Source organism: Bacteroides gallinaceum, from assembly GCF_030373775.1.
Taxonomy (GTDB): Bacteria; Bacteroidota; Bacteroidia; order Bacteroidales; family Bacteroidaceae; genus Phocaeicola; species Phocaeicola excrementipullorum.
The window spans coordinates 269,412-283,013 of the sequence record NZ_JAUDEN010000001.1 but is presented as its reverse complement, the minus strand read 5'-3'; the positions used below and the strand labels follow the sequence as shown (position 1 = coordinate 283,013).

The window sequence follows — 13,602 nt, the reverse complement described above, 5'->3', positions numbered from 1 at the left end:
TTGCGCCTTTGCGTTTTAACGGCTAGTCCATAAGGTATCAGAGCAGTCTGTGTGTTTTTCAGATGACTGCGTCATTCCGACAAATGTACGTTTGTCACCCGTTCCAGCCAGAACATGTCTTTATTGAAATGGAATGGGGGATAGGCGGTGTTTTTCCGGATGATGTTCCGGCGGAACCATAGGCCGTCTACCGATTTGGCATAGAGCAGCGGTGCGTCAAACATGTCGAACTCGTTGTCTTCGATGACGATTCCTTTGCCTTTGCCTCCATGAAAATATTGCTGCTGTTTGTCCAGTTCCGGTATTTCAGGGTAAATGGAGATAACGGCATTGGTGAACTGGTACAGGCTGGTAAGTGCGTTTACAAAACGGTTCCGCCGGATCAGGACGTCGCGGCAGGCTCCCGTTTCATACCAGCCGTTGCAGTCGCCGCAAAGCAGGATGGCGGTGCCCGAAGTGTGGTCGAAGAAGTTATCTTCCACTGTTGTGCGGCGCGGTGTGCTGAACAGTGCGCCCCGGGCGCGGTTGTTGCGTATGGTATTCCGTGCGAAAAGCACTTCCGGCGTCCATGTCAGGTTCTCGATACCGTAAGCGCCGTTTTCGCTGATTTCGTTGGCTATGGGATTGCGGAATGTAATCAGAAATTCCCGTGCGCCTTTTTCCGTTGCCCGGTCGTAGGGGCGGATAGAGTCGATCCGGTTGACGTTGCCGGTCAGTTCCATGGTATTGGCCCGGATAAACTGCACCGAGTCGCCTGGTTCTCCCCAGCGGAATCCCCAACTCTGGTCGTGCATGTAACGCCCGACTAAAGTGCGGTCATCTATGCGGCGTATAACTTTCAGGTATGTGCCATGCACATTGATTGCATCGTCCATCATTCCTTCATATAAGCCGTCGCACGAATTGATTACTCCCTTGCAGCCTGAAAAATGTGTGGCATCGGCTTGTGTAGTGAAGCATCGCGCATCGTCTTCCCCTTTCAAGCATACGTTGAATTTATTCAGGGTGATATTTTGGCAAAGTTGTGCCAGCAGTCCCATGCCTTCGGCATAATGCACTTGTATGTTTTCCAGATGCGTGTCCGTATTGCCGTAAAGAAAGATGCCGGGTGCCGGGCGTCCCCATCCCCGCATGACAAAGCGCATGCCGGGTTTCAGTGCCGCATCTTTCCAATGCGGTGCATGCACGTATCCTGAGGCGGTCAGATAAGCTCCTTTCGTAGGGCAGGAACGGTCGCCTGTATTATATACCAGCCGTTTGGTGTTTGCTTCGAATACTACCCCCCAACTGTGCTTGACGGTCCATCCGCGGCCGTAGGCTTCGAATGCCGAGTCTGGTGTGATACGCCAGCGCACCCATTTTTCAGGTGCAAAGGTGGTGCCTCGCACGGTGTCGCTTTCTATGATGCGCACTTGGGCTATATGGGGATTCTCGAAGTCGATGCTGAAGTTTTTCAAGGTACATTTCTCCGAGTGCAAGAGGGATACCGGAAGCATCCGTCCGTGAAAGACGAACCGGGCGCCCCCTCCATCCAGAGTCACTCTTTTCAGTTCTTCAAGCGGAATTCCCACCCGTTTGGGGTTATCCTGATCATGATTGGATATGTAATATTCCCGTTCGGCGGCTTTGTCCGGGTAGAAGTCGTACCTTCCCGGAGCGAAGCGGATGATGATTTCTTCTTCTCCTTTATCTGCCAGTCTGCGGACTTGTTTCAATAATTTCTGCACGCGGGGCGATACGTCGGAATGAGTGTCCGGACGGATGCCATAGCGGGTCGCGTCAATAGTCTGTTGAGCATACAGCCCTGTGCAGAAGAGCATCAGGGCGATGGATGTGCGTAGTCTTTTTATCATAACAGTGCATTTTTAGTAAGGAATGCAAATAAAACGTTTTTTTGAGAACATATCTTCTTTTTGAGCGAAAAAGAAAGACGGATGGCCGCGGATATTTTATGGCAATCTGTGGTCATCCGTCTTTTCAGCATATATTATGTTGCGGATTGGTCTGTATCAGTATCCAGGATTCTGTTCCAGCAGCGGGTTATAGTCCATGGCGCTGGTGGGGATAGGCAGCAGCATTCCGCGGTCATTCCATTGTTTGTCTACGATTGTGTATTTTCCGCCGCCGGGCGATCCGGGAGCGTAGGAAGGACCTGTCATCACTTGTTTGCAATAGTCGTTACCATAGCGGCGCATATCGGCAAAGCGTTGTCCTTCGCCTGCCAGTTCGATGCGGCGTTCGTTGCGGATAAAATTGAGGGCTTCGTCCTTTGATGCGAAGGATGCGGGTACGTCAGGCATGCCGCAACGTTCGCGCAGTTGATTTAGCCAGCCTGTGACTGTAGCATCGTAGCCTGTGTTCTGAACGTGGGCTTCGGCAGCCGTCAGCAGAACTTCAGCGTAACGCAATACGGGGAAATCGTCATAGCTGTAGTTCTCGCTTCCTGAGTCATATCCGCGCAATGCTACCAGTTTCCGCCAGCTGAATCCTGTCCATGATTCATTGCCGTCTTCACTTCCAGCCTTTTCCGGGAACCATCGGTAGTAGAACGTGCCGAAGTCTGTGACATGCCATCCCTTGAACGGCAACAGAATGGAAGCGTACAGTCGGCTGTCACGATTCCGGAATTGTTGTATATACGCTTCTGACTTCAGATCTAATGTGGGTACTTTCTCGATGTATTCCTGCTGGCTGATGGAAGATCCGTTGTTTTGCACTTTTGCGTAGAGAGCTGCATAGTTGGAAGCGTCCGTGTCGGGGTCTACTTTGTCCGGCAGTGTCTTTCCGTCACTTTTCCAGTAAGCCTGTACCAGATCGGGCAGCGGTTCGTAGGATGAATAGCCGCGGACTAACTGTGACGGGCGGGCATATTGGTATCTGGCCAAGTCGGTGACATTGGAGTCATACATGTGTTCGTGGCTGAGCAGGACTTCGGGATTGTTGCGTACGGCTCCGTTGTCATCCTGCCAGATGCCTTCGTAACTGAAAATACCTTTCATGAAATTCGTTTTGTCGATTCCCAGTGTATTGAAGTCAACCCATTGTTCCATTTCATCGGCTTCTTGCTGTTGGGCACTGTTCAGTTCCGTCACCTTGAACAGGGAATGGTGTCCTTCGTTGATGACGGCACTGGCTGAGGCTTCAGCTTCTGGATAATTGCCTCCATAAAGAGCTGCTCGTGCGCGCAAGGCTAAAGCGGCTGCCCGGCTCACACGTCCGGTTTCATACATTTCTCCGCCGTCATAACTGTCCGGCAGTATGTCGGCTACTTCTTGCAGTTCTGTCAATATGAATGTACGTACAGTTTCTATGTCGTCCCGTTTGACATTAGGAGCATCGTAGGCAAGTACCGTTGTTACTAAAGGTACGCCGCCGAACTTGACAATCATTTCCTGATAAGCCCATGCACGGAAAAATCTGGCTTCTGCTTTCATGCGTTTGCGCAGGTTGTCGTCCATTTCGCAGTTGTCGGCTTTTTCCAGAAAGTCGTTAACAAGGCGAATGACGCTGTAATCGTAGCCGCTGGATTGCCCGGCTGTGATTCCTCCTTGTTGGAATGCTTCCCAGGCCCCTTCCCACGGCTTGTGGCTGTGGGCGTTGTCGGTATACATTTCATAACTCATGCCGTCTATGAAGTCGGGCATGCGGGCATATATTTCATTGAGGGCGTACCAAGCGTTCTTTTCTGTCTTCCAGAAACTTTCGGAAGCCATAGAATCAGGTGGTATGACATCCAGGTCGCAGGACGAAACGGACACGGAGAATAAGCCCACCCAGGCGATTGATTTAATGATATTTATTTTCATAATGTAATCCTTTTGTTAAAATGTGAGGTTAGAAAGATAAGTTGACGCCGAAAGCAACAGATTTTGTTCCGAAGGCGTTTACCGAACGTCCGGATACAGACTCGGGATCAAAATCCTTCATCTTATGGTCTTCGCGGAAAGTAAACAGGTTCTCGCCTGTAACGAAGAACTTCAGTGCGCTGATTCCCCATCTGTTGATGATGTCTTTGGGGAGCTGATAGCCCAAAGTGATGGTCTTGATGCGGAAATAGTCGGCATCGAATATCTGGAAGTCAGAGAAGTTCTGGTTGTAGTCGTCAAGCGAGGAGCCTCCGTAGATGCGCGGATAAAGCGAATTGGGATTGGGGTTGCTTTCAGTCCAGCGGTTCAAGTGGTACTTGCGCGGATTGGAGTTCAGGAAAAATGCCCATACCTGTTCTGATTCGAAAGCCACATTGGTTCCTGATGTTCCCTGACCGAACAATGAGAGTTCAAAGTCTTTGTAATTTAGATTCAGATTGATTCCATACGTAAACTTCGGAACATCGCAGCCTATAATGGTCCGGTCATCGTCCGTGATGGGATCTCCCCATTTAACTCCTTCGCGCTGAGGTACGTACTTGATGTCACCAGCATTAGGCACGCGGCCAAACGTATAATAATGTCCGGCATCAATCTCTTCTTGCGTGTAGAGTCCGTCGGTTTTGAAGCCATAATATGAACCGATGGCTTCTCCTTCTTTCAGTATATATCTTATTTTGTCGCCTCCGGATTGAATCATGTTGTCCGAACCGGCAAGGTCGGTAATTTCATTGTTGTTGAAAGCGATGTTTCCTCCAATGCTGAAATGGAAGTCGCTGCCGATCTTGTCCCGATAGGTCAAGGCCAGTTCGAAACCCTTGTTGCGTACCTTACCGAGATTTTGGGAAGGCGCAGTGGAGATTCCGGTTTCGGCGGGCACATTATATGCCAGCAGGATGTCACTGGTGTTTTTGATATAATAGTCGGCTACCAGGCTTAATCGTCCGTTGAACAGGTCTGCGTCCAATCCGATGTCAGTGATGGCCACCCGTTCCCAACTCAACTCCGTATTGGCGGGGCGTGACTCATAGATGCCGGAAACTAACGATTCGTCAAATGTGTAGTAACTGCCGATGTCGTAGAGCTGGAAATAGTCATAGTAGCCTACGTTGTTGATGTTTCCCAGGGTTCCGTATGAAGCGCGGATTTTCAGGTTGTCTACCCATGTGAGCTTGTCCATAAAGGATTCTTCACTGATTCTCCAGCCTGCCGAGAATGATGGAAATACGCCCCAGCGATTGTCTGGATGGAATCGTGAAGAGCCGTCAGCGCGAACGTTGGCTTCAAAGAGGTAACGGTCTTTAAAACTGTAGTTTAGACGTGCGAAATAGGACATCATCTTGTATTCGCTCATGGCAGATCCGTTGGTGATGTCTGTGCCGGCAGCTGAGCCGCCGCTCATATCCTGAAACGAGTCAGAAGGGAAATTCTTGCGGCTTCCGTTTAGCGACTGGCCTTGATAGTGCTCGTATGAAGTACCGGCAAGCAGCGTGAAGTCATGTTCGTCATATGTATAATCATAATGCGCTGTCAGTTGGGTTTGCAGTACAGAACTGCTGTTCCAGCTCATGCTCATCTGGTTGACGGCATTGCCTGTGCCGCTGATCAGATCACCGGATCCGAAAAGAGGCACTTCATCCTGTAAGGCTGTATATGACTTGTATTTGTATTCATACCGCTTGTAGCTTCCGGCTCCGGTGATGGTCAGTCCTTTTACCGGCTTGATGTCGATGCTCAGGTTATACATGGAATTTTCAAAGGAAGAATTGTTCCAGTTGTCCGAGTTCATGGCGCGCAGAGGATTGCCTCTGATGAATGAAATTGTGGCTTGCTTTCCGCCAGCGATACTGCCCCAGTTTCCGTCAGACTGCTGTGCTACCATGGTGGAAGGCACCAGCAGGTAGTTTATGATAGAAGGTACGCCATGTTCTGTCTTGTTTTCGTTGCGGATATACTTCATTCCTCCGGAAACGGACAGCCAGTCTGTTACGTCTGAGGTGACATTCATGTTCAGGTTATAACGTCGGCTGTCTTGTCCGCGTGTGAACTTGTCGTCATACAGATAGCCTCCTCCGATATAATAGCGCAGTTTCTTTGTTCCTCCACTTACATTGATGGAGTGCTGCGTGGTAAGTACATGCTTGTCCATAGTTAAGTCAATCCAGTCTGTATTCGGATAGTAGTCCGGGCGGCTTCCGTCGCGGAACCAGCCGATTTCTTCATCTGTGTATGCTTGGTTCCATCCTCCCGAAGGGTTGCGGTTGTACATTGCTTCATTCAATAGAGTAGCATATTCTGCCGAGTTGACAAGGTCTGGCAGATATGTAGGCATCTTTACGCCTACGAAGCCGCTGTAAGAAACACTGGTCTTTTCTTCCTTGCCTGCTTTGGTCGTGACCAAGACAACACCGTAGGCAGCACGCGAACCGTAGATGGCCGATGAAGCTGCGTCTTTTAAAAAGGATATGGATTCGATGCTGTTGGGGTCAAGGTTGGAGAAGAAGGTTGCGTCGGCAATGGCTCCGTCTATTACATAGAGCGGCTCCGAAGTGCCTAAATTGCCTCGGCCTCGGAAATTGATGCTGGGTGTTGATCCCGGTCGTGAGATGATAGTGACTCCGGGCACTGTACCTTGTATGGATGAAAGGACATCGGTCTGTACACGGTCTTTGATCTCGTCCGTACTGATGGAGGCCACAGATCCGGTCAGGTTTACCTTTTTCTGTGTGCCATAGCCTACCACCACCACTTCATCCAGCATTTTATTGTCCTCTTCCAGAGTGATGTTGTAGTTGCTTGTATCGTCTTTGACACGGAATGTTTTGTCTGCAAATCCGATATAGCTGACTTGCACTTCGCTTCCGCTCGATACAGTCAGCTTGAAATTTCCATCCATATCTGTAATGACACCGTTATTTGTTCCTGCTTCGCGGACATTAGCTCCGATAACGGCTTCTCCGTTGGCGTCAGTCACTTTTCCTTGTATCACTTTTTTCTGCTGGGTTGTCGATTGACTTTCCGCTTTGTTGGACAGAATGATTTTTTTGTCAAGCACTGTATAATGCACATCTGTGTTGGCGAACACTTCATCAAGTACTGTGAAGATATCACTGTTTTTTGCAGAAATGGAAACGCTGCGTTCCAGATCTACGTGCGCATTGTTGTAGAAAAAGTTGAAATCTGAGTTTTCTTCGATTTGCTTGAGCACTTCGGCTACTGTTGCTTCTTCTGCTTCAAGCGTGATTTGGGCACTTTGGGCATAACTTCCTGCCGCTGGTAGAATGCCTGCGGAACAGAACAGATAGAAGAAGAGCAGTTTCATTGCTAAAGGAATTTTTTGGCCGGAAGTGTGCGGCGATCTTCCTTTCATGTGTAGATTACGATTGTTTTTCATGATGTTATTACGGAATTAAGTGTAAATGAGTTTTTCTGTACGATTTTTTCATGGAGAAGGCTTAGCTTTCCCGCATTTCATTATGGTGGTTTGTATTCCATGGCAATGATATTTAGGGTTAATAATCTCAAAGGAGTATTTAATAAATCTCTATTGTCTTTTTCTTTTGGCTGGCATCCTTCTTATTCAAATACCGCCAATGAATTTCCGAGGATATTTCAAAATGTTTCAGAATCTTTTCTATCTGTTCTGTGCTGAAAGAACCGGTAAATCTGTTGTTGCATAGGTCCGGGTTTGTCACGATGAAGTCTGTCCCGAACCGTTTGCTGAGCATATGCAGAGCCTCTTGCAAAGGGGTGTTGTCGAAGATAATTTTTCCCTCAGTCCAGGCTAGTTCGGAGATGCCTGAGGTTGGGTGACGCGATACTTCTTGGGTGGCCGTATTGTAGATTGCCTTTTGTCCCGGATTCAATGGCATGTATTTCACTTCCGTTCCTTCCTGATAGCGGAATTTGATGCTGCCTTCGGTCAGCGTGGCTGTAATGAGCGGAGCATTGGGGTAGGCTTCGACATTGAAGTGGGTTCCGTAGACTTCTACTGCGGTTTGTTGTGGAGTGTGTACAATGAAACGGCGGTTCGGATCTTTAGCCACTTCAAAGTAGGCCTCTCCGGACAGATAGACTGATCGGGTACCTTTTACAAAGCGGGAAGGATATTTTAAGGTTGATTCCGAATTCAGGCAGACATATGTAGAATCGGGTAGTGTCAGCCGTATTGTCATTCCGGAAACTGTTTGGACTTCAATTATTTCTGCTGTCGTGTCTTGGTCATTTGACTGGGGATGCCGCCATAGCATGAAAACAGTTAGCAGTATAAGTAAGGCAGCGGCAGACCGCTGTGTCCACCGCAGCCAAATTGTTCTTCGTTTGTTCTTTATCTTATTTTTGGTTTTCGCCAGTGCTTCTTCAGTGTTTGTCTTTTTGTGCATGCGTTGTACCTCTATGGCTAACATAAAGGAGAATATACGGCGCGCTGTCTGGCGATTCTCTTCAGAAGCGTTAATCCATGACTCAATTTTACGCCGTTGTTCTTCGTTGAGTTTGTTGTTGTAGTAATCAATTAACTGTTGTTCCAAGTCTGACATTTGTCTGTTCATAAGCTGTTTTTCTTAAATGACAGCCCGGAAAGGAAACTCACTAAGAAACTGTTTTGAATTTCTCCAAAAAGTTTTTCTTGGCTTGATGTATTCGTTTTCGTGTGTGCTTTGGGCTATTTTTTGGTCTTTTCCGCTTCTGTTCTTCGTCAGATAGCCCGCTATCTTCCTCATCACACAAACGGAAATGCCTCAAAAACTCATCCCAAATCAGCACACGATAAATTCAAAACAGTTTCTAAAGGAAACTAAGAGTTTAAACTTAATTAACACACGGTCGGTTTGGTAATTGCCGATGAAATAAGATTTGAAAAGAAAAATCTCTTTTTAGAATTAAAAAGATTATTTTTGCCGCAATAAATGTGAATAAAGTGTTAGCATATAATGGATTCGATTCTGCTGGACAGGTTGAAAAGAGGGGATATGAAGGCTTTTGACGCTCTCTTCCGAAAATACTATCCTCTGCTTTGTGCTTACGGTTGCAAATTCGTTCGTGAGGAAATTGCCGAAGAGATAGCTCAAGACACTATGCTGTGGCTGTGGGAGCACCGTGAAGAGAATATTATCCGTTTTTCATTGGTAAAATATTTGTTGCGGACGGTTTATCGGAAGTCGCTGAACCGTATTGAGCAAGAACAGGTGAAGCTGAATGCAGAAACTTGTTTTTATCAGGAAATTTGTGAGAATGTTTTGGAAGAATCTGATTTGTGCGAAATAAATGATTTGAGTCGTAAATTGAGGGAGGCTATTCGTAATCTGCCAGACAATTATAGGGAGTCTTTTGTTATGCATCGTTTCAAGGATATGACTTACAAAGAAATTGCCGGAGAATTGAATGTTTCTGTACAGACAGTGAATTACCGTATCGGACAAGCGCTGAAGTTATTATACGCAGCATTGAAAGACTATCTTCCCGTTCTTTTTTTGCTGCTTCCCGCAAAATGAAGATGACATCATGAAGCGTGTTCTCCATCATCTTGTTTCAATTGGTGCAACAGGGCTGCAACAAAGCGGATGTCCTGTTTTTATGTCAGTGTGACAGAATTTTATTATTTTTGCCGCATTTTTGGGGACATCTCCTCTTGAGGCACGGAATTTGTTGTGCGGAGGATAAACATTAAATCAGATATAAAAAAGCTATAGATATGGATAAGGAAAATCAGAAACAGAACGAAGAGGAACTGAAGTCACAGACTCAGGAAGCAGAAACTGCCAATGCTGATATGGAAGAAGCAAAGGCGAAGGTCGAGGAACAGGAAGAAGAAAAGAGAGAACTGACTCCGGAAGAAAAACTGACGGAAGAGCTGGAAAAGGCGCAGCGTGCCATTGAAGAACAAAAGGACAAGTATTTGCGCCTTTCCGCCGAGTTTGACAATTTCCGCAAGCGTACGATGAAGGAAAAGGCCGAACTGATAAAGAATGGAGGTGAAAAGGCTATCAATGCTGTGCTTCCGGTGCTGGATGATTTGGAACGGGCCTTGCAGAATATGGAGAAGACGGAGGATGTGAAAGCAATATATGACGGAGTGAATCTGATTTATCAGAAGTTTTTGAAAAACCTTCATCAGGAAGGCTTGGAGAAGATGGAGCCTGTAGGTGCGGACTTTGATACCGATTATCACGAGGCTATAGCCTTGGTTCCGGCACAGAGTGAAGAACAGAAGGGAAAGGTGCTCGACTGTGTGCAGACGGGGTATAAGCTGAATGATAAAGTGATTCGTCACGCGAAAGTAGTTGTAGGACAGTAATTAAGGTAGAAAGTCTAAATCTGTATAGTTATGGCGAAAAGAGATTACTATGAGGTGTTGGGCGTGGAAAAGACCGCCACAGCAGATGAGATAAAGAAGGCGTACCGCAAGAAAGCCATTCAGTATCATCCGGACAGAAATCCGGGAGACAAGGAGGCCGAAGAAAAGTTCAAGGAAGCGGCAGAAGCGTACGAAGTGTTGAGCAATCCTGACAAACGTGCCAGATACGACCAGTTTGGGTTTGCCGGCGTTGACGGAGCGGCAGGCTCCGGAGGGTTCGGCGGCTTCGGCGGAGCAGGAATGTCAATGGATGATATATTCTCGATGTTTGGCGATATATTCGGCGGTCATGGAGGATTTGGCGGTTTCGGCGGCGGAGGCGCTCAGGCGCGTCAGCGCAAGTTCCGCGGTTCTGATTTACGCGTGAAAGTAAAGCTGACACTGAAAGAAATCTCTACGGGAGTAGAAAAGAAGTTCAAACTGAAAAAATATGTACCCTGTTCTCACTGTCATGGCACCGGAGCTGAAGGCGACGGAGCCATTGAAACGTGTCCTACTTGTCATGGAACGGGCAGTGTGACACGCACACAGCACAGCATATTCGGTATGGTGCAGACTCAGACCGTGTGCCCGCAGTGTGGGGGAGAAGGCAAGATTATCAAGAACAAATGTAAGGAATGCAACGGTGAGGGCATCGTTTATGGCGAAGAAGTTGTGACAGTGAAGATTCCTGCGGGAGTGGCTGAAGGCATGCAGGTCACTATCAACGGAAAGGGAAACGCCGGCAAGCACAACGGCGTTTCGGGCGACTTGCTGGTGCTGATTGAAGAAGAGAATCATCCGGAACTGATTCGTGACGAAAGTGATTTGATCTACAATTTGTTGCTGAGTGTGCCGACCGCAGCATTGGGAGGTACTGTTGAGATACCCACTATAGAAGGCAAGGCAAAGATAAAGATTGAACCGGGAACACAGCCCGGCAAGGTGCTCCGTCTGCGCGGAAAAGGACTGCCGAACATAAACAGTTACGGTTACAGTACAGGGAAAGGTGACTTGCTGGTAAATGTAAGCGTATATATTCCTGAAAACCTGACGAAAGAAGAACGTCAGGCTCTTGAAAAATGGCAGGAAGCTGAGAATTTTAAGCCGAATATGAGTCTGAAGGAAAAGATATTCAAAAAGTTCAAAAGCTTGTTCGATTGAGAACGGAAAGAGTCTTAAATGTTTGAACGAATATAGAGCGAAAAACCGCCTGAACCTTGGTGCAAAAGCCGAGATTGTTCAGGCGGTTTCTGTTTATGTGCAGATTCCGTATTTATTGTCGCAGGCTCCGGCTCCGTTGAATAATATTAAAATGCCGGATGCAGAAAAACATCATTGGGGAATATTTCGTATCTTTGAAAAGTGTTACAAAACCTGTTTTATGAGAACGTTTTTATTGATGGCTGTCATTTCTTCGTTTGCGGTTTGTCTGAATGCGCAGGAATCCGTTACGCGTGTGAAGGCAGATTCCTTGCCCGCTCGGGAAAGATTGGAAAGCGATACGCTCAGTGTTCCTCTGAAAGCGCCTGTTTTGTCCGCAGGGACTGTTCCGTTCAGCATGTACGGTATAACTCCTTTTGATTATGCTTATACGGCATGGGAGCTTCATAAAGGCTTCAATGCTTCCGTCGGGCTGAATGTAACGTTCAGTCCCAGCAGATATGCACCGTCCGGTGCCGGTTTCGGCCAGAACGCGGCGTTTATGTATGCCGTTCCCGTGACGGACAGACTGAGTGTGGCGGCAGGTATTTATGCCAACAATTTCAATTGGGGCTTCATTGATTACCGCAACGTGGGCTTTGCGGCAGTGGCGGCCTTTAAGGTGAACGAGCGCGTCAGCCTTTATGCTTATGGAAACAAGTCGTTCATGCCCAAACGATCAGCATTGTATTATCCGCTGCCTGATTTTGCTCCCGACCGCTTAGGCGGCATGGTCAATTTCAAGTTGGGTGAAAGCAGTTCCATTAGCTTTGGCGTGGAGGGTGTAAGGTATCCGAACGGTTATTATTGGTGGTAATTTCATTTTTTTGTTGTATGAAGGGAATCGTCTGGTTGCTGCTGGTTTTTGTGTCTGTTTCATCTTTCTCTCAATCTGCAGACGAGCGCATTGGAGTCATATTGAACCGCTCGGATTGGTTTGAGTTGGAAAAAACTTATCCGGCAGTGAAGGATTCTATGCAGGCTGATTTCTTGAAACTGATGTCGGAAGCCTTCATCGGATATTATTTTAATCGTCCGGCTGAGGCTTTGGAAAGTATCGAAAAATTGCTGGTGAGCCATCAGCCTGAGATTGGAGGTCAGAATGCCGTTAATATGGCTGTCCTGTCTTGCATGTTAAAAGGAATGGAAGGAATGTATGCTGAGGCAGCACAAGATGCGCAGGATATTATGGGACAGCTTAAACGGCAGGGCGGTGGAGAAGAAATGTGTACAGCGCTTGAAAGCATTCATTCTTTTTATAGTCGGTTGAAAGACGTGCCTCCTCCAAGCATATCCCGTCCGCAAGAAGATGTAGTAATTCCTGTCGGCATTGAAAGGGTGATGTTGCCGGATGATTTTGAGCCTGAGGGATGGCGGGGCACAATTATTCTGATGCCGGTTGTGGTTAATGGGAAAACTTATCGTTTTATATTTGATACGGGAGCAGGGACCAGTGCCGTGTCTGAGCATATGGCAAAAGAAATGGGAGTGCGTGTTCTGAATGATTCGGTGATGATAAATCCCGATGTTCCAGGCTCCATGGTTGGAAAAATGGGAGTGCTGGACAGCATGAAGATAGGAGAAATGAGTTTTTACAATTCGCTTGTTACCTTATTGCCGCCTAATGCGTTGGATTCTGTCTTGAGAGTGGATGCCGTTCTGGGTATGGATTTTATAGGATTGTTTGACGAGATTCGGATTTGTCCGAAGAGGAAAGAGGTCGTTTTTCCTGCCATTGCGTCTGATTTGCCTTCTTCTGGCCGTAATCTGATAAAGATGGACCGGACATTGAAATTAAAAGCAGGAAAAAACGGCGAGGAATTGTTGCTCCATTTTGACACTGGCTGCTCAACTGCCGGGCTGAACTATTTATATTACGAAACTCATAAGTCTGCGCTTGAATCTGCCGGCAAGCGTGAAACGGTTACAGGCGGCAGCTTCAATCGTCTAAACAAGAGGGAGGTGTTGCGTATTCCCGCTTTTGAAATAAAGGTCGGGGGCAAACCTGTGACATTGACTGATTTGATTGTGGATGTTAAGAATCATGGCACGAAGCCGGCAGAAGACATGGGCATTATCGGGATGGATCTGATTAATCCGTTTGACTGTGTGGTTATTAATCTGAAAGACATGTTTCTGAAACTCGAATAGAAATAAATGGTTTATAGCTTCATGTTTTTATTGTTTGTATCAATGGTG

At 47.1% G+C, this 13,602-nt stretch carries 9 protein-coding genes; 5 read left to right on the top strand and 4 right to left on the bottom strand.

Going from position 1 to position 13,602, the window contains the following annotated elements; translation table 11 throughout:
• Positions 1-71: 71 nt before the first annotated feature.
• The 4 genes from QUW60_RS01075 to QUW60_RS01060 all read right to left on the bottom strand — a co-directional run bounded on the left by QUW60_RS01075 (position 72) and on the right by QUW60_RS01060 (position 8,116).
• Entirely contained in the window at positions 72-1,853 is a 1,782-nt protein-coding gene (locus QUW60_RS01075) for an alpha-1,3-galactosidase-related protein (RefSeq protein ID WP_434736825.1), read from the bottom strand.
• Positions 1,854-2,009: 156 nt separating this feature from the next.
• Positions 2,010-3,806 carry a RagB/SusD family nutrient uptake outer membrane protein gene (locus QUW60_RS01070; protein ID WP_289558145.1) on the bottom strand — a complete coding sequence of 599 codons (1,797 nt, stop codon included), beginning with the start codon at positions 3,804-3,806 and terminating at the stop codon, positions 2,010-2,012.
• A gap of 28 nt (positions 3,807-3,834) precedes the next feature.
• Positions 3,835-7,188, bottom strand: a complete 3,354-nt coding sequence (locus tag QUW60_RS01065; RefSeq protein WP_289558144.1) for a TonB-dependent receptor — start codon at positions 7,186-7,188, stop codon at positions 3,835-3,837.
• 211 nt (positions 7,189-7,399) lie between these two features.
• Entirely contained in the window at positions 7,400-8,116 is a 717-nt protein-coding gene (locus QUW60_RS01060; protein WP_258336916.1) for a FecR family protein, read from the bottom strand.
• Between the two features lie 681 nt (positions 8,117-8,797).
• On the opposite strand from QUW60_RS01060, the gene QUW60_RS01055 reads away from it, so the two are divergent.
• From QUW60_RS01055 to QUW60_RS01035, 5 genes are all read left to right on the top strand, one after another.
• Positions 8,798-9,358 carry an RNA polymerase sigma-70 factor gene (locus tag QUW60_RS01055; RefSeq protein WP_258336914.1) on the top strand — a complete coding sequence of 187 codons (561 nt, stop codon included), beginning with the start codon at positions 8,798-8,800 and terminating at the stop codon, positions 9,356-9,358.
• Positions 9,359-9,558: 200 nt separating this feature from the next.
• A complete protein-coding gene (locus tag QUW60_RS01050) occupies positions 9,559-10,161 on the top strand; it encodes a nucleotide exchange factor GrpE (protein WP_258336913.1) in 603 nt (200 codons plus the stop codon).
• Positions 10,162-10,191: 30 nt separating this feature from the next.
• Positions 10,192-11,364, top strand: coding sequence for a molecular chaperone DnaJ (gene dnaJ / locus QUW60_RS01045; RefSeq protein WP_289558143.1), 1,173 nt, complete (start codon positions 10,192-10,194; stop codon positions 11,362-11,364).
• 220 nt (positions 11,365-11,584) lie between these two features.
• Complete coding sequence (locus QUW60_RS01040) at positions 11,585-12,220, top strand: hypothetical protein (protein WP_289558142.1); 636 nt, start codon at positions 11,585-11,587, stop codon at positions 12,218-12,220.
• Between the two features lie 17 nt (positions 12,221-12,237).
• Positions 12,238-13,554, top strand: coding sequence for a retropepsin-like aspartic protease (locus QUW60_RS01035; RefSeq protein WP_289558141.1), 1,317 nt, complete (start codon positions 12,238-12,240; stop codon positions 13,552-13,554).
• The last annotated feature ends 48 nt before the right edge of the window (positions 13,555-13,602 follow it).

Excerpts from the sequence above, each read along its gene's own strand:
- QUW60_RS01070 (WP_289558145.1), bottom strand. The coding sequence starts at position 3,806 with ATGAAAATAAATATCATTAAATCAATCGCCTGGGTGGGCTTATTCTCC.
- QUW60_RS01075 (WP_434736825.1), bottom strand. The coding sequence starts at position 1,853 with ATGATAAAAAGACTACGCACATCCATCGCCCTGATGCTCTTCTGCACA.
- QUW60_RS01060 (WP_258336916.1), bottom strand. The coding sequence starts at position 8,116 with ATGCTATGGCGGCATCCCCAGTCAAATGACCAAGACACGACAGCAGAA.
- QUW60_RS01035 (WP_289558141.1), top strand. The coding sequence starts at position 12,238 with ATGAAGGGAATCGTCTGGTTGCTGCTGGTTTTTGTGTCTGTTTCATCT.
- QUW60_RS01055 (WP_258336914.1), top strand. The coding sequence starts at position 8,798 with ATGGATTCGATTCTGCTGGACAGGTTGAAAAGAGGGGATATGAAGGCT.
- QUW60_RS01040 (WP_289558142.1), top strand. The coding sequence starts at position 11,585 with ATGAGAACGTTTTTATTGATGGCTGTCATTTCTTCGTTTGCGGTTTGT.
- QUW60_RS01050 (WP_258336913.1), top strand. The coding sequence starts at position 9,559 with ATGGATAAGGAAAATCAGAAACAGAACGAAGAGGAACTGAAGTCACAG.
- QUW60_RS01065 (WP_289558144.1), bottom strand. The coding sequence starts at position 7,188 with ATGAAACTGCTCTTCTTCTATCTGTTCTGTTCCGCAGGCATTCTACCA.
- dnaJ (WP_289558143.1), top strand. The coding sequence starts at position 10,192 with ATGGCGAAAAGAGATTACTATGAGGTGTTGGGCGTGGAAAAGACCGCC.